This is a genomic window from Myxococcus qinghaiensis (assembly GCF_024198215.1).
In the GTDB taxonomy this organism is placed as follows: domain Bacteria; phylum Myxococcota; class Myxococcia; order Myxococcales; family Myxococcaceae; genus Myxococcus; species Myxococcus qinghaiensis.
Map to the genome: position 1 here is coordinate 92179 of NZ_JAKCFA010000012.1, position 14960 is coordinate 107138.

At 70.0% G+C, this 14960-nt stretch carries 16 protein-coding genes and 1 pseudogene; 12 read left to right on the plus strand and 5 right to left on the minus strand.

What is annotated here, in order from left to right:
• Positions 1 to 23 precede the first annotated feature (23 nt).
• Positions 24 to 830: an AmmeMemoRadiSam system protein B gene (gene amrB, locus LZ199_RS23130; protein WP_253995912.1), complete on the plus strand. Its 807-nt coding sequence runs from the start codon at positions 24 to 26 to the stop codon at positions 828 to 830.
• A 3-nt stretch (positions 831 to 833) separates the two neighbouring features.
• Here the strand turns inward: amrB and LZ199_RS23135 are convergent, their stop codons facing one another.
• Positions 834 to 1448: a TIGR02265 family protein gene (locus LZ199_RS23135; RefSeq protein ID WP_253995913.1), complete on the minus strand. Its 615-nt coding sequence runs from the start codon at positions 1446 to 1448 to the stop codon at positions 834 to 836.
• A 176-nt stretch (positions 1449 to 1624) separates the two neighbouring features.
• Between LZ199_RS23135 and LZ199_RS23140 the strand changes: the two genes are divergently transcribed.
• Both LZ199_RS23140 and LZ199_RS23145 read left to right on the plus strand, forming a co-directional pair.
• A complete protein-coding gene (locus LZ199_RS23140; RefSeq protein ID WP_253995914.1) occupies positions 1625 to 2389 on the plus strand; it encodes a hypothetical protein in 765 nt (254 codons plus the stop codon).
• A 72-nt stretch (positions 2390 to 2461) separates the two neighbouring features.
• Positions 2462 to 2938 (plus strand): hypothetical protein, encoded by a 477-nt coding sequence (locus tag LZ199_RS23145; RefSeq protein WP_253995915.1) that lies wholly within the window; start codon positions 2462 to 2464, stop codon positions 2936 to 2938.
• Here LZ199_RS23145 and LZ199_RS23150 read toward each other — a convergent pair.
• Positions 2929 to 3234 (minus strand): DUF3817 domain-containing protein, encoded by a 306-nt coding sequence (locus LZ199_RS23150; RefSeq protein WP_163868554.1) that lies wholly within the window; start codon positions 3232 to 3234, stop codon positions 2929 to 2931. The genes LZ199_RS23145 and LZ199_RS23150 overlap by 10 nt on opposite strands.
• A 166-nt stretch (positions 3235 to 3400) precedes the next feature.
• On the opposite strand from LZ199_RS23150, the gene LZ199_RS23155 reads away from it, so the two are divergent.
• Both LZ199_RS23155 and LZ199_RS23160 read left to right on the plus strand, forming a co-directional pair.
• Complete coding sequence (locus LZ199_RS23155; RefSeq protein WP_253995916.1) at positions 3401 to 3805, plus strand: hypothetical protein; 405 nt, start codon at positions 3401 to 3403, stop codon at positions 3803 to 3805.
• Entirely contained in the window at positions 3802 to 4968 is a 1167-nt protein-coding gene (locus LZ199_RS23160; protein WP_253995917.1) for a hypothetical protein, read from the plus strand. Before LZ199_RS23155 ends, LZ199_RS23160 begins: the two co-directional genes overlap by 4 nt.
• Before the next feature lie 27 nt (positions 4969 to 4995).
• On the opposite strand, the gene LZ199_RS23165 is transcribed toward LZ199_RS23160, so the two are convergent.
• From LZ199_RS23165 to mobA, 3 genes are all read right to left on the minus strand, one after another.
• A complete protein-coding gene (locus tag LZ199_RS23165) occupies positions 4996 to 5274 on the minus strand; it encodes a hypothetical protein (RefSeq protein ID WP_253995918.1) in 279 nt (92 codons plus the stop codon).
• Positions 5275 to 5298: 24 nt separating this feature from the next.
• Positions 5299 to 5574, minus strand: a complete 276-nt coding sequence (locus tag LZ199_RS23170; protein ID WP_253995919.1) for a hypothetical protein — start codon at positions 5572 to 5574, stop codon at positions 5299 to 5301.
• Positions 5575 to 5749: 175 nt separating this feature from the next.
• Positions 5750 to 6355 (minus strand): molybdenum cofactor guanylyltransferase, encoded by a 606-nt coding sequence (gene mobA / locus LZ199_RS23175; RefSeq protein WP_253995920.1) that lies wholly within the window; start codon positions 6353 to 6355, stop codon positions 5750 to 5752.
• A gap of 415 nt (positions 6356 to 6770) precedes the next feature.
• Between mobA and LZ199_RS23180 the strand changes: the two genes are divergently transcribed.
• From LZ199_RS23180 to epsX, 7 genes and pseudogenes are all read left to right on the plus strand, one after another.
• The gene (locus LZ199_RS23180; protein WP_253995921.1) at positions 6771 to 8030 is read left to right on the plus strand and encodes a molybdopterin molybdotransferase MoeA; all 1260 of its coding nucleotides are present in this window, start codon (positions 6771 to 6773) and stop codon (positions 8028 to 8030) included.
• A gap of 142 nt (positions 8031 to 8172) precedes the next feature.
• Positions 8173 to 8634: pseudogene (mobB, locus tag LZ199_RS46985) on the plus strand (molybdopterin-guanine dinucleotide biosynthesis protein B); the annotation flags it as partial.
• A gap of 60 nt (positions 8635 to 8694) precedes the next feature.
• Positions 8695 to 9555 carry a formate dehydrogenase accessory sulfurtransferase FdhD gene (gene fdhD / locus LZ199_RS46990; protein WP_407667239.1) on the plus strand — a complete coding sequence of 287 codons (861 nt, stop codon included), beginning with the start codon at positions 8695 to 8697 and terminating at the stop codon, positions 9553 to 9555.
• Positions 9556 to 9893: 338 nt separating this feature from the next.
• The gene (gene epsZ, locus LZ199_RS23190; protein WP_253995923.1) at positions 9894 to 11381 is read left to right on the plus strand and encodes an exopolysaccharide biosynthesis polyisoprenyl-phosphate hexose-1-phosphate transferase EpsZ; all 1488 of its coding nucleotides are present in this window, start codon (positions 9894 to 9896) and stop codon (positions 11379 to 11381) included.
• A gap of 107 nt (positions 11382 to 11488) precedes the next feature.
• Positions 11489 to 13039 (plus strand): exopolysaccharide biosynthesis flippase, encoded by a 1551-nt coding sequence (gene wzx, locus LZ199_RS23195; RefSeq protein ID WP_253995924.1) that lies wholly within the window; start codon positions 11489 to 11491, stop codon positions 13037 to 13039.
• Positions 13040 to 13057: 18 nt separating this feature from the next.
• Complete coding sequence (epsY, locus tag LZ199_RS23200) at positions 13058 to 13696, plus strand: exopolysaccharide export protein EpsY (RefSeq protein WP_253995925.1); 639 nt, start codon at positions 13058 to 13060, stop codon at positions 13694 to 13696.
• Positions 13697 to 13699: 3 nt separating this feature from the next.
• Entirely contained in the window at positions 13700 to 14959 is a 1260-nt protein-coding gene (epsX, locus tag LZ199_RS23205) for an exopolysaccharide export protein EpsX (protein ID WP_253995926.1), read from the plus strand.
• Position 14960: the final 1 nt, after the last annotated feature.

The window sequence follows — 14960 nt, forward strand, 5'->3', positions numbered from 1 at the left end:
CACGGAAGGATGGTTGGGAGGACATGCCTCGTGTGCGCGCGCCCGCGGTGGCGGGCTCCTTCTACCCCTCCAGTCCCGCCGCGCTGGCCAGGCAGGTGGACGCGTGGCTGGAGCAGGCGCGAGGGCCGGAGGACGGGGTTGCCTCCGCGCTCATCGTCCCCCATGCCGGGTATGTCTATTCAGGGGAGGTGGCGGCGGCGGCGTACGCCACGCTGAGGGCCCGGCGCGGGGAGGTCACGCGCGTGTTGCTGCTGGGGCCGTGTCACTTCCACTCGCTGCGGGGGCTGGCGTACCCGGACGTGGACCTGCTGTGCACGCCGCTGGGTGACGTGTGGCTGGACGTGGGCCTGGTGCGCCGGGCGGCGGGGCTGGCGCGGGTGAGTGCCTCCACGGAGGCGCATGAGTCGGAGCACTCGCTGGAGGTGCAGCTCCCGTTCCTCCAACGGGTGTTGGAGCGCTTCACTGTCCTGCCGCTGGTGGTGGGCCGCGCGGACGAGGAGGAGGTGGCCCAGGTGCTGGAGGCGCTGTGGGACGAGGACGTGTTGCTCGTCGTGAGCTCGGACCTGTCGCACTACCTGCCTTACGAGGAGGCGCGGCGCGCGGACCAGGTGACGGTGGCGCGGGTGCTGGCGTTGGAGGGGCCGCTGGATGCGGGCAGCGCGTGTGGCGCGGAGGCCATCAACGGCTTGCTGCGCGTGGCGAAGCGGCGAGGGCTGCGGCCCAGGTTGGTGGGGCTGCGCAGCTCCGGGGACCTGGCCGGAGCGCGAGCCGAGGTCATCGGGTACGGCGCCTTCGTCTTCGAGTCGCCCGCGCGGGGCGTGGCCCGGTAGGGCTCAGTCGTCCCAGGAGAGGGAGTACTCGCTGTCGAGCAGGGACGTCTGACGGCCCTCGACGCGGATGTCCTGGGCGCCGACGGCCTGGAGGGCGCCTTCGAGCATGCCTTCGTTGTAGGCGACGGGGGTGAAGATGCGGCGCATGTGGATGCGGCCGGCGCGGTTGGCGGTCCACTCGACGTGCAGCTCGCCGAAGTCGATGGCCATGCGGTAGGCCTCCGGGAGCATGTTGACGAGCAGCTTCGGGTCTCCGCCGACTTGCTGGCGGACCTCGGTGCCGAACATGGAGCGGACGAAGGCGAGCGTGCCCTGGACGCCAATCTGGCGCATGGCCTCCTCGACGCCGCCGAGCTGGGGCGCGAGCAGGTTGGCGGCGGCGAAGAACAGCCGCATGAAGGGGGGGACGGGGTAGAGCTTGTCGGGGTCCAGGTCGGCGGGGAAGTCACCGGCGTCGACGATGTGCTTCACCGCGGGCTCACCGCCGAGGAAGCGCACGGTGTCGAGCACGGCGGCGAAGTGCATGCCGCGAATGTGCTCGGAGGACTGAACGAGGGCGAGCCGAGAATCCAGCTCCCGTTGCACTGCCTCAGGCGTGTTCCACGTCCCGCGTTCCATGAGCCGACCTCCACCTCGAAAAAGCGCGCGGAATGGTCGCACAGCTTCCTCGCGCGCGCGAACTCCTGGAGGGTCAGCATCGCCCTGGCGCGTTCCAATTCTGGGAACGCAGCCGATGCACTACGTTGGGTGAAATGACGACCTCGCGAACGCCAGAGCTGTCTCGGCTCCGCGCATTGACGCGACCAGTCTGGCTCGGGCTGGCCCTCGCCATCTCCTGCACGAGCGCTCGACGTTACTACCTTCCTTCCGAGCTGCCCGTGCTGGACGGCGACGCCTTCCTGTCCGTGGCACCAGGCCCATGGCCGGAGGTTCCCGTCGTGCTCGACGCCTCGGCGACCGTCCCGGATGATTTGGTCCTTCCCACCCTTCACGCACTGATGGCGCTACCTGGGGCGATGGATGCCTGCGACGCCCAGACAGGACGTCCCCGCCCTGATGCCACTGAGTACTGCGCCGCCATCTACCGCACGCCCGACGACTGGCGCGTGTCCTGGCCCGTTCGCGACATGGCGACCTCGACCCGTGCGTGCAGACCTCCATTTGGTGGTGTGGATGACGTGGACTTCGGAAGAGACCTGCCCATCTTCGGCTATGCCCACAACCATCCCTGCGGAGCGGAGGTCAGCGCCAAGGACCTCGTCGTCTGGCCCCTGGCGAAATCGGGAGAGGGCCTTTGGGTGATGATGGCCTATGCGACGACGCCGAGCGGCCGACTGGCCCGGGATGCGAAGGGACAACCCGTTTCGACCTGGGGATGGCTCGCCACGGGCCATCGAAGCGCTCCCCGCTTCTACAAGTGGAACCCGGCGGGCGAGGTCTTTCTCTGGGACGCAACCCAGAAGCACTGGAGCTTCCAGGCCACGTGTCGGCCGCGCCCTTCCAGCGCCATCAGGCCCCACGGCGCTCCTCCAGATTGCTCTTCCGCGGTGCACCCCTAGGCTGCTCGACGCCACGCCCATGCGACCTCGCACCACGTCACGCCGTCCCGATGCACGTTCTCCAGGTGCCACATGCTGAGACTGAATCCCCTGCTCCTGCTGGTCTCCCTGCTGGCGGATGGCGGCGCTCCTCCGCCCGCTTCCGACGCGGGGAGCACGGATGCGGGAGTCGCGAGACCTCGGCCCGCGACGTCGACACAGGATGCGGGGACATCGCTGGCGGCCACGGGGGCACGCCCCATTCAATGGCCCGAGGAGATTCACCCGCTGGCCACGCTGGATGGTCCCGCCGTGCTTGCCGCGCACACCGCGCTGCAAGAAGCCATGAAGCGCTTTCCGAAGCAGCACACTCATCAGTGTGCGTTCTCGCCCCGCTCCCTGGAGCTGCGCATCGGCTTCGAGGCGGGTATCTACTTCGTTCAAGTCGAGCGGCGCGTGGACAAGTGCCCTGGCTTCGGCCCCGGTGTCACGCTCGAGTTCGACTGGTTCGAGGTCTACGCCATCTCACCGGACGGGCGGTTCCTCGAACGCGCTCCGTATCACCCCTGAGCAGGGGCGCTCTCCTTGCGCAGCTTCGCGTCGAGCAGGAAGTTGCCGAAGGGCACCAGCGACGCGCCGAACGCCACCGCCACGCGCACGAAGGACCAGCGCAGCGCGATGGCCGCCTCCATCAACGCGAAGAGGTACAGCACGAACAACAACCCGTGCGCCATGCCCGTGAAGCGCACCGCCAACGGCATGTCCGCCGCGTACTTCAGCGGCATCGCGATGAACAACAGGCACACGAACGACAGGCCCTCCAACAGGGCCACCGCGCGGAACCGTCCAAGGGGGGTCTTCAACATGGCGCTCTCCCCCTCCTGTCTCCCATCCCCGGCCTCCGCCGTCCATGCGTCAGGGTGACGCACCCGGTCGCCCGCCCGCCTGGCTTCATTCCGCGTCACCCCTCCCACTAGAATGAGCCAGGTGAGGCTGGGAAACCCCGGCGCCACGACCCGAGGGGGGAGCACCATGTCAGGCAACGACAAGCTGGAGTCCACCATCCAGGTGCCACGCGAGGACCGCAAGGGCGCGAAGCTGGTGCTGGAGCGGCCCGCCGGAACCCTCAACACCGTCGCCATGCGGCTGGTCATCAGCGGGAAGATGCAGGGACAGGAACGCCGCCAGCTCCACGCGGACGTCTTCTCCGGCGCCGTCACCGTTCCCCTCCCCGATGACTTCCTTCCCACCGCCGCCCAGGGCTGGGTGCGCGCGGTGCTCACCGTCGCGGACCCGGTGGGCATGGGCGCCCAGTTCCTCCAGCGCGCGACGCTCGTCTTCGAGAAGGGCCAGAAGGAGGCCCTCTGGGACGACTTCTCCCTCCAGAAGGGCTCCGGAGCCGACTTCATCACCCTCACCTGGACGGTGGTGGAATGAGGGCGCTCCTCGCGCTGCTCCTCGTCTGCGCCTCCACCGCCAGCGCCCAGGACGGTGGCACCCCGGACGCGGGCACGGTGGAGCTGGACTTCCCCAGCATCCTCCGAGGTGGCTCGGAGACCGCCGCGGGCCTGGACATCGCCACCGCCGGCGAGGTCGTCCACCCCTCCAACCCCTCCGCCCTCGTCGTCAGCCTGCGCGGCGTGGGCGCGGTGCTCGACGGCACCCAGGCGTCCTTCGCCCTCCAGCTCAACCCCTACCTGCTCACCGACGGCTTCGAGCGCCTCTACTCGGAGGCCGTCGCCGCGCGCAACGCGTCCGTCGTCACCCGCCTGCTCCAGGACACCGCCATCACCCTCGGCATCGGCCAGGACACCCCCTACCCGGACGGCGTCCCGGAGAAGGGGCGCTTCGCCACGGTGATGGCGGGCCTGTCCGTGGATGTCCTCGGAGAGCGCAGCATCTACGGCGCCGCCTACAACGCGTGCATCCAGCGCGTCCTCACCGACCCCAGCCTCTACGAGTTCCCCGACAAGCCCCTGCCCGGCGACTTCGTGGACCCGGCCGACTTCGAGAAGGCGCTCGGCGACTACCGCCTCGCCATGGAGGCCACGCGCCAGGCGGGCATCGCCAAGATTCGCCAGGGCCTCCCCGCCTGCACCCGCGAGACGCGCCAGGCGTCCACCGCCCTCTTCGTCTCCGTGGGCGGGCGCTGGGTGACCCCCGGACTCAAGTCGCACGACGGCGACGGCGTCGCCATCCAACGCGGCTTCGGCGCGGCCACGGTGGAGATGTTGAGCAGCGCGGACTCCAACCTCGAAGCCGCCATCCAGGTGCGCGTGCTCCAGGAGCGCCAGCGCCCGGAGCTGTCCATGGACAAGTGGGTGGACGTCGGCCTGTCCTTCGGCGTCGCCTCCCAGCGCTTCCAGCTCAAGCTCGAAGCCACCCAGTCACTGTTGAAACTGGGAAACACGGACCAGAAGCGCGCGAGCGTGGTGGCCTCCACCCGCGTCACGGTGAGCGAGCGCTTCACCGTGGGCCTGGGCGTGCAGGGCCAGGGCGAGGACCTGGCGGATGCCGTCGGCCAGATTCGCCCCAGCCTCGTGCTCGACCTGGCGGAGCTGCCCACGCTGCTGCAGCAACTCCCGGCGCCTCGCTCCTGACGGCGCCGGGATGCACCGCGAGGTCCGCTAGCTGGGGACCTCGTAGTACAGCGACAGGTATTGGATGACCTGCGTCGCCTGCGGCAGGAGCTCCGGCAGGTAGCGCTGGAGCGCGTGCCGCGTCGCGTCCGCGAGCCGGGCCTGGCTGCCCAGGTGCTCGCGGACGTAGGGCTCCAGCCGCTGGATGAGCTCGTAGTTGCTGGAGAGGAAGAGGTGCTTGCCATCCGAGAGGGCGTGGAACGGAACGCTCCCCGCGGTGAGTCGCGCGGTGGTGGAGAGGAAGGGATTCAGCTCCTCGGCCGACAAGTCCTGGGCGGTCTCCTCGCGCCCTCACTTCTTGACGACGGGCATGCGCGTGGCGCCCGCCGTCGCGAAGCCGACCTCTTTGATTTCAGAGGGGAAGCGCAGGACGGAGGGCGCCTCCCGCCAGAAGTTGACGTCGAGTTCGCCCCGGTCCGGGTCGGGATTGTCGAGCGCGAGCACGGAATAGTGGATGACCCGCGCTTCATCGATGGTGAAGGCGACCACGGAGCCGTTGTGCCAGACCATGGTCGTGAATTGATAGGCGCGGTCGACATACGTCTTCATCAAACGTTGGTCTGGCATGAGCTGGGTCCTTGAAGACGGGCATCCGCGAGAGTCGGCGCGCGCTCCTGAACTGACACGTCAGCGTGAGCGGCGTGACGCGCGCGCCCTCGATGCGCGTTGCCCCGGGTCTGGAAAGGCCCTCCAGGCGAGACAATGACACCCATGCATGGAGCGTGTCTGACTTGGGTGAGGACTACTCGCCAGGCAGAGTCACCGCGTACCGCGTGAGGTCCTGCGGCGTGTTGACGTTCACCAGCGAGCGCAGCGACGGGTCCACGGCGCGCAGCGCGGACTCGGGCAGCAGTCGCGCGCGGAAGCGTGAGAGGAGCTGACGCAGGGACGGGTCTTCGGACAACGTGGCGCGCCAGACCCGGGCGAGCGCGGCGCGGTACACGGCCAGCAGGGGCTCCACGCGCCCGCCTGCTTCGAAGCACACCGCGTCCACGTCGTCACCGCGCGCGTCGAGCAACACGCGCAGGACATCGGGCGAGATGAAGGGCATGTCACACGCCACCGCCACCACCCAGGGAGTCCGCGCCGCGGACAGCGCCGCGTGGACTCCGCCGGGTGCGCCCTTGTCCGGCACCACATCCGCCACGGTGCGCAGCGCATAGCGGGCGTAGGGCTCCGGCGAGTTGGCGACGAGGAGCACCTCTCCGAAGAGGGGCGTCAGGGCGAGCATGCGCGCCAGCACGGTGCGGCCCTCGACTTCCAGCAGTCCCTTGGGCACGCCAGACAGGCGGCGGCCCTGGCCACCCGCGATGATGGCGAGCGTCACGTCCGGATACGCGGTGTCCATGGCTCGTGTCTCGCTCTCCCCTGGAACGTCGGCACTTGCCCCCGGCCGCGCGTGACGCCACACGTTCCATCCCGAGTGCCGTGAAGCAAGCACGCACGAGAGCCTTCACGGCAGGATGCCACACCTCGCGCGCAGAGGTGAATGCGGCCCCGCACTTCGAGCCCGATGCGGGGGGTAACGCGGCGAGTCCACGTGGAGCATCCGAGCACGGAAGCCCTATGCAGCGGGCCCAGGTCGCGAGTCCGAAGCAGGCACGGGCCTGAGCCATGAAGCCGATCCACGGGGTGGGGTCCGCAGTGGGGGCGGCGACTCGCCACGCCAGGCCCCGGCCCACCACCCAGGCCAGCAGCCGAACAGACGGCCTCCGGTCCAATGGACAATCGCCAGGGCGCACAGCGTAGTCTGCGCGCTCCCGATGCCGCTCACGTCCCTCTCCGCCGCCCGACAGGCCGCGCTCGAAGCCCTCGCTCCGGCGGCTCCCGAGCCCGTGCGCCTGCTCGACGCCCATGGCCGCTTCCTGGCCACGGACGTCCGGGCGTCGCGCTCGCTGCCGGGCTGTGACAACTCCGCGATGGATGGCTGGGCCGTGCGCGCGGAGGAGACGCGTGGCGCCAACCGGGACCGCCCCGCGCGGCTGCGCATCATCGACACCATCTATGCGGGTGCCCTGCCCGCTCGCGCGCTCCAGCCCGGAGAGGCCGCGCGCATCTTCACCGGGGCGCCCATTCCCACGGGGGCCGATGCCGTCGTGCGCCAGGAAGCCGCGCGCGCGTCGGACGACGGCCTCACGGTGGAGCTCTTCATCGGCGTGGCGCCCGGAAACGACATCCGTCGCACGGGCGAGGAGGTGCTCGCGGGCGCACTGCTGTTCCGCGCGGGCCAGTGCGTGAATGCCTCGGTGCTCGGGGTCCTCGCCTCACAGGGAGAGACCACCGTGCAGGTGCGGCCGGCGCCCCGTGTCGCGGTGCTCGCCACGGGTGACGAGCTCGTGCGTCCGGGTGAGCCCGCGCTCGCGCATCAGGTCTATGAGAGCAACCTGGTCCTGGTCGCCGCGCTCGCGCGTGAAGCGGGCGCACAAGTTCTCCACATGGCCCGGGCCCGCGATGACGAGGACGCCCTGCGTGAGGCATTGACGCGGCTCGCGCCGCAGGTGGACGTGCTCATCACCACGGGTGGCGCCTCGGTGGGGGACAAGGACCATGTGAAGCGCGTGCTCGCGGCGATGGGGGCGCGTTTCTTCGTCGACGGCGTGGCTTTGAAGCCAGGCAAGCCCGTGGCCGTCGCTCGCCTGGGCACCACCGCCATCGTCGTGTTGCCGGGCAATCCGGGCGCGGCCACGGTCGCCTTCGACCAGTTCGCGCGGCCGCTGCTGCTCAAGCATCAGGGCGTGCTCGAAGCGCGCCGCCGCGTCCGCGCGCGCCTGTCCGAGGCTCGCCACAAGCAGGCAGGACTGACCTACCTCATCACCGCCACGCTGGAGTACGGCGACGACGGCCTCCGCGCGCTGCTGCGCCCCCAGGGCGCCGGACAGATTCTCCAGAACGTCCAGGCAGACGGCTGGGCCGTCCTCCCTCCGGGCCGCGCTGACTTCAACGAGAACGACCTCATCGAGGTGGAGCTGTTCGACCGTCCCCACCACCACGCGGTGGACGCACCCTCGGACATCACGCCATGAGCCGCGTGCCCGCGCCCAGCGCCGTTGAGCAGTTCGGCCGCCTCGTGCACCGCGCCGTGAGCCGCGTACCCGCCCTCAGCGCCGTCGAGATGCTCGACCGTCCCCACCACCAGGCGGTGGACACAGCATCGGACACCTCACCATGAGCCGAGTGCCTGCTCTCAGCATCGTCGGCTGGTCCGGCGCTGGGAAGACGACGCTCCTCACGCGGCTGCTCCCACTGCTCGCCACGCGAGGCCTGCGCGTCGCCGCCGTGAAGCACTCCTCGGACGCACACGCACTCCACCGCGCTGGCAGCGACACCGCCCGCTTCCAGGAAGCCGGCGCGTGCCTCACCGGCTTCGCCACTCCCGCGGGTGTGCAGCTCACCACCGCCACCGCTCCCACGGAGGCCCTGCCCGAACTCCTTACGCGCCTCGCCGGCACGCTGGACCTGGTGCTCGTGGAAGGTTGGAAGGACGGCCCCCTCCCCAAGCTGGAGGTGTGGCGCGAGGGAATCGGCCCGCCGCTCTCCGCCTCACGGCCTGACGTCTTCGCGCTCGTCACGGACGCACTCACCACCAGCCCGTCCACCGCGCGCCTGCTCTCCCCGCTCGACACGGACGCCATCGCGGACGCCCTCCTCGAACACCTGCGCCCTCCCCGCCGCGCCCCCCTCCCTCCCGTGGATGCACGCGGCGTGGGCACCCGACCGGTGTACCGGTGGAACGGCGCATCCCTGCTGCCCGCCGAAGAAGACTCCATCGCCGTCGAGGAGCCGCTCGAGCTGCGCGTCAACGGCGATACCCTGGCCACCACCATGCGGACCCCCGGACACGACCGCGAGCTGGCCGTGGGCTTCCTCCTCGCCGAGGGCCTCATCCGAAGCGCGGAGGACCTGGGCACCCTCGCCCACTGCGGCCGGCCAGGCGAAGAAGGCTGGGGCAATGTGCTCGAAGTCACTCCGGCCCCGGGAGTCACCATTGACTCCGAACCCATCCGAGCCACCCGCCGAGGAACGCTCACCACCTCCGCCTGTGGCGTCTGCGGGCGGCGCAGCGTGGACGACCTGCTCTCCCGCTGTGTCACCCTCGCCCCAGGCCCCAGGCTCCCACCAGCCGTCGTCGCCCGCGCCACCGAGCGCCTCCGCGACGTGCAGCGCAACTTCGCCCGAACCGGCGGAGTCCACGCCGCCGCCGCCCTCGACGCGGAGGGCCAGCTGCTCGCCTCCTTCGAGGACGTGGGCCGCCACAACGCCGTCGACAAGGTGGTGGGCGCTCTCGTGCTGTCCGGGGCCATCCGCGCGGCCCCGGCGCCCGCCACTGTCTTGACGCGTCAGCCCACGGTGCTCGCGGTCAGCGGACGCGTCAGCTTCGAAATCGTCCAGAAGGCCGTCATGGCCAGAATCCCAGTCGTTGCGGGTGTTTCCGCCGCCAGCACGCTGGCCATCGATTTGGCCCTGCGTTCCAACGTGACGCTCGCGACGTTCGTCCGGAACGGCCGCTTCAACGTCTACACCCACCCTGAACGGCTGGAATTGGGCTAACCCCTTGAAACTCCTGACTCACAAAGCCATGCATCCAGCCCCGTCATCACCACCGTACTCTCCGCGTCAGACCGGCACCGTAGATGCAAAGTCTCCAGGACCGCGCCTCCACCCGGGGAAGTGAAGGGGCGGCTTCCGGTGTTCGCTGGGACCCCACGAGGTACGACGCGAGTCGCATGATCCAAAGATTTCACACGACGTCACGTCTTACTCACCGTGCGGGGGGTTGCAACGCGCCGCACAAGCATGGCAAAAAGCAGTTCTTTCCGACTTGAAGATTTTCAGCCTCAACGGCATCCTCTACCGGAACTGAACACTCAGCGAGCAGGTAGAGGGGGGTGGACACGATGAGCAGCGCAAGTACTGGTGCGGCGGTCGGTGCTCCTGGGTCGGCATCCGCTCAGGGCAACATGGGGGTCGCGGAGGAGTTGGTTCCCGGGCCGAAGCTGGCGCCCGGCTTCGCGGCGAAGCTCAACCTCACGGTGGACCTGGTCCTGATGTCGGCGGTGCTGGCGGCCTCGGCGTGGATGGACGGCCTGCTGCTGGCGCAGCCCGGCTGGCTGTTGCCCGCGTTGATCCTCACGTCGCTCGTCGTGTGGATCATCACCGGCACCGCGCTGTGTCTGTACGACTCGCGCTTCGCGGAGCGCAGCAAGCTGGACCACGTGGCCCTCGTGTCGGTGACGACGCTGGCCGTCGTCACGGTGCTGGCCGTGGTGCACCTGTCCCTGCCGGAGACGATGAAGGTCCCCGGCCTCGCCCCGCTGCTCATCGTCTTCTGGCCGGTGGCGCTGCTGCTCCGGCTGTTCGTCTTCCGCTCGGTGGCCTCGCAGGAGCGCCCCACGGACACGGTCGTCATCGTCGGCACGGGCGCCATGGGCCGCTACTCCGGCGAGGACCTGGCGCGCCGCGGCCGCCGCCAGCTCATCGGCTACGTGCGCTTCCACGACGACACGGGCTCCATCGGCGAGCTGCCCGCCAAGGTGCTCGGCACGGTGGACGACCTGGAGCACATCCTGCGCAACACCGCCGTGGACGAAGTCTATATCGCCGGCAACACGCTCAAGCAGGGCGAGGCGATGCAGGCGTCCATCAAGCTGGCCGAGCGCTTCGGCGTCCCCTTCGCGCTGCCCGCGCACAGCTTCCGCCTGGACCGCGCGCGCCCGGTGGACAGCCGCGCCGTGGCGGACGGCTTCCTGCACTTCGCCGCGGTGAGCCCCAAGCCGCACCAGATGGCGATGAAGCGCCTGTTCGACATCTGCGTGTCCGCCGTCGCGCTGTGGATGCTGCTGCCGCTCCTGGGCTTCGTGGCGCTCGTGGTGAAGCTCACGTCGAAGGGCCCCATCTTCTTCAAGCAGTACCGCGTCGGGCAGAACGGCAAGCCGTTCTACATGCTCAAGTTCCGCTCCATGGTGGTGAACGCGGAGGAGCTGAAGGAGAAGCTGGCCGCGCAGAACGAGCAGTCCGGCCCCGTCTTCAAGATGAAGAACGACCCGCGAATCACGGGCATCGGCCGCTTCATCCGCAAGTTCTCCATCGACGAGCTGCCCCAGTTCATCAACGTGCTGCGCGGCGAGATGAGCATCGTCGGCCCGCGCCCGCCCGTACCCAACGAAGTCGCCAAGTACGAGACGTGGCAGCGCCGCCGCCTCTCGGTGCGCCCGGGCCTCACCTGCATCTGGCAGGTCTCCGGTCGCAACCAGATTTCGTTCGAGGAGTGGATGTACCTGGACATGCAGTACATCGACCACTGGACCCTGACGAGCGACCTGCGGCTGCTCCTCCAGACGGTGCCCGTCGTCATCACCGGTCGCGGGGCCAGCTAGGCTTCCAGGCGGCCTGACTTCCTCGGGGGCGGCATTGACGTGCCGCCCCCGCTCGTCTTCTATGCACACGGGCTGTCCGGCCAATTGCCGGGAGGCCCGCTCCCACCGTGACGACCCACAGCGAATCCAATCAGCATGACGCCCAGGAGCGTGAGCGCTCCCACGAGGCGATGGGCGCGGTGCGCAACGGCCTGCAGCTCGGCGGTTCGCTGCTGGTGACGTACGCCATCGCCTTCGGCATCCGGCCCCTGCTGACGCACTACATGTCCCCGGAGGCCTTCGGGCGCTTCAACTGGGCGGACAGCTTCTCGGCCATCTTCTTCATCGCCACCAACCTCGGCCTGGAGATGTACATCCGCAAGGAGGTGTCGCGCCGGCCCGAGCACGCCAGCGACTTCTTCGGCGCCTCCATGCTGGTGCGGCTGGTGCTCACCGGTGTCCTCATGGGCGCGCTCGCGCTCGTCATGGGCTACCGGGACGACCCGCCGGAGATGCGCGCGCTCGTCTACGTCTTCGGCGTCGCGCAGCTGCTCGTCATGTGCAACGCGTCCATGGCGGCACTGCTGCACGCCAAGGGCAAGGTCGCGGGGCTGTCCATCTCCAACGTCGTCACCAAGGTGGTGTGGGGCGGAGGGTTGCTCGCCGTCGGCGTGCTGGGCCTGCCCTTGCCGTGGCTCGCGGTGCCCGTCGTCGCGTCGGAGGCCATCAAGCTGGCCATCGGCTGGCACCTGGCGCGCCAGCACATGGGCCTGGTGTTCCGCGTCGACTTCCCCGCCACGTGGCGGGTGTTCAAGGCGGGCCTGCCCTACTTCCTCACCGCCGCGGCGCTCGCGACGAACGGGCGCCTGGACATCATGATTCTGGGGATGCTCGGCAACCACGAGGAGGTCGGCTGGTACAGCGCCGCGTGGAGCATCTCCAACGTCACCTTCGCCCTCAACCCCGTGATGGGCTGGGTGCTGCTGCCGCTGATGTCCCGCGCCGCCGCGCGCTCCGAGGACGAGGTCAGCGCCATCGCCCGCCGCGCGCTGGAGGGCACGCTCGCCGTCACCGTCCCCATGATGATGCTCATCGTCATGGGCGCGCCCCTGTGGATTGGCCTGCTCGGCAAGGACTACTCGCTGGCGGTGAACCTCCTGCGGCTCCAGTCGCCCCTGTTCGTCCTCGCCTTCGTGACGATGACGTGCGGCGCCTGGCTCACCATGACGAACCGCGAGTGGTGGGTGACGGGCACCAGCATCTTCGGCAGCCTGCTGCTCAACCCGCTGCTCAACCTCATGCTGGTGCCGCGCCTGCACGCGGCCTACGGCGACGGCGGCGGCGCGGCGGGCACCGCCATCTCCCTCTTGCTGATGGAGGTGGTCATCACCGTCATCATGCTCGGCCGCATGGGCCGCTCCGCGGTGGACCGCCGGCTGCTCGTCATGGTGGCCAAGACCGCCGTCGTCTGCGTGGTCGTCGTCGCGTTGGACCGGACAGTGCTCTACTCGCTTGCGGACTGGCCCCGGCTGGGCGTGGAGGCCGCGCTGTATGTCTTCGGCGTGCTGGCGCTCGGCGCGATACGGCCGGGAGAAGTCCTGGCGGTGGTGAAGCTGGCGCGCCGCCGTGGCAACCCCGAATCGGCGCCGGCCGTCATCGCCGTCGCCCCCGCCCCCTAGAGGAAACCGTCAGAGCCCATGTCGTCCCCGCACCGCACCCATCGCCCCGCGCTCCACCTCCCGCCGCGCGTCCTCGCGTGCGCCGTGCTGCTGCTCGTGGCCTCCGCGTGCAGCGGGCTGGGCAAGTACACCTGGGTGGACGAGTACCAGGAGAAGCCGCCCCCGCTCGACGCGAGCTACCGCATCGCCGCGGGGGACTTGCTCAACATCCGCGTGTGGAACCAGGAGTCGCTCACCACGCAGGCGCGCGTGCGCGACGACGGGCGCATCAGCCTGCTCTTCCTGGACGACGTGGAGGCCGCGGGCCACAGCCCGGCCATGCTGTCGCAGCAAATCCAGACGCGGCTGAAGGACTACATCAACCACCCCGTCGTCACCGTGGCGCTGGAGATGGCGCGCCCCATCAAGGTGACCATGGTGGGTGAGGTCAACCGCATCGGCCCGCTGGAAATCGACGTGGGCGCAAGCCTCCTGCAGGCCCTGGCCGGCGCGGGCGGCTTCACCGAATACGCGCACCAGGACCGCATCTTCGTCATGCGCCACGAGGACGGACAGGGCCCGCTGCGCATCCGCTTCCGCTACCAGGACCTCATCCACGCCGAGGGGCGCGCGCCGACATTCCGGCTGCGCCCTGGTGACGTGGTGGTGGTGGAGTGAGCAGTGCTGGGGGCCGCGCTCACCGCGATGTGGCTGGAGGTCTCCTCCACCGCCATCACCTACACCGCGTCGGTGCGGGTGGACTCACGCGTGCGCTCCAACGAAGACGCCGCTCAGGAGGACGCGCCCTCCATCGCCGGTGACACCGACTTCACGCCGATAGTGGGCCTGGAGCGGCGCGAGGGGAACACCACCCTCCAGCTGGACTACGCCCCGCGCATCAGCCTGCGCGAAGTCACCGCCCAGGCGCGCACCGAGGTCCAGCACGTGGGCCGCTTCGCCGCCCTCTGGCGTCCCGAGCGCGGCCTGTCCTTCCGGCTGAGCGAGGAGTTGGTGATTGGCAGCGTCAACCTGCTCACCACGGACGCGCTGCCGGACTTCGACCCGGACCCGATAGACCCAGACGGCCCGCTGCGCCCGCCCGTGGGTGGCGGTCCGCTCCAGCCGCTCCCGGAGACGGACACCGTCCACTTCGTGTCGTCCGCCACCTCGCTCACCGGCGAGACGAGCTGGCTGGGCCGGCGCTGGCAGCTGTCCGCCACCACCGGCTTCTCCGTCAGCGGCGGCCTGGACGGCCCGGCCCGGGAGGCGGTGCCCCTGCAGTACGGCCCGCGCCTGGACACGTCGCTGAGCCACGCGCTGTCCTCGCTCAGCGCCCTGACGACGTCCGCCGCCGTCACGCACGCGCGCTTCTCCACCGGCGCCAACAACACCGTCGTGACGCTGACGGAGAGCTGGACGCGGCGGATGACGCGCAGGACGTCCCTGGAGGCCGGCGCCGGGGCCAGCATCGTCCGCTCCCTGACAGCGGCGGGAGTCGACCCGGACCCGGAGCCCGGCGGCGAGACGCCCGACACCGGGCCCCGCACGGAGCTGCTGCCCAACCTCACCCTCGCGGTGGGCCACCGAATCCCCTCCCGCACCGCGGACTTCGACGGGCGGGTGGGCGTGCGGGTGTCGCCCTTCACGGACCGGCTGACGGCGCGCGTGTACCCTCGAGCGGACCTCACCGTGACGGGGACGTGGGCCCTGGGGCCCCGCGTGCGCGTGGCCACCACGGGCGGCACCGCCTTCGCGGTGGGCGGCGCGACAGGCGACCGGCTGGTGTCCGGCGGAGTCACGGCATCCTGGATTCTCAACAGCTGGATGTCGGTGGATGCCGACACCCGGGGGACGTGGAGCCGCTCGCCCGAGCTACCGGCGGCCCGGTTCCAGTGGGCGGCGGCGCTGGGCCTGTCCCTGCGTCAAACTGGTATCCTCTGAG

Coding starts and splice junctions, on each gene's coding strand:
- amrB (WP_253995912.1), top strand. CDS start 24: ATGCCTCGTGTGCGCGCGCCCGCGGTGGCGGGCTCCTTCTACCCCTCC.
- LZ199_RS23135 (WP_253995913.1), bottom strand. CDS start 1,448: ATGGAACGCGGGACGTGGAACACGCCTGAGGCAGTGCAACGGGAGCTG.
- LZ199_RS23145 (WP_253995915.1), top strand. CDS start 2,462: ATGCTGAGACTGAATCCCCTGCTCCTGCTGGTCTCCCTGCTGGCGGAT.
- LZ199_RS23150 (WP_163868554.1), bottom strand. CDS start 3,234: ATGTTGAAGACCCCCCTTGGACGGTTCCGCGCGGTGGCCCTGTTGGAG.
- LZ199_RS23155 (WP_253995916.1), top strand. CDS start 3,401: ATGTCAGGCAACGACAAGCTGGAGTCCACCATCCAGGTGCCACGCGAG.
- LZ199_RS23160 (WP_253995917.1), top strand. CDS start 3,802: ATGAGGGCGCTCCTCGCGCTGCTCCTCGTCTGCGCCTCCACCGCCAGC.
- LZ199_RS23170 (WP_253995919.1), bottom strand. CDS start 5,574: ATGCCAGACCAACGTTTGATGAAGACGTATGTCGACCGCGCCTATCAA.
- mobA (WP_253995920.1), bottom strand. CDS start 6,355: ATGGACACCGCGTATCCGGACGTGACGCTCGCCATCATCGCGGGTGGC.
- LZ199_RS23180 (WP_253995921.1), top strand. CDS start 6,771: ATGCCGCTCACGTCCCTCTCCGCCGCCCGACAGGCCGCGCTCGAAGCC.
- epsY (WP_253995925.1), top strand. CDS start 13,058: ATGTCGTCCCCGCACCGCACCCATCGCCCCGCGCTCCACCTCCCGCCG.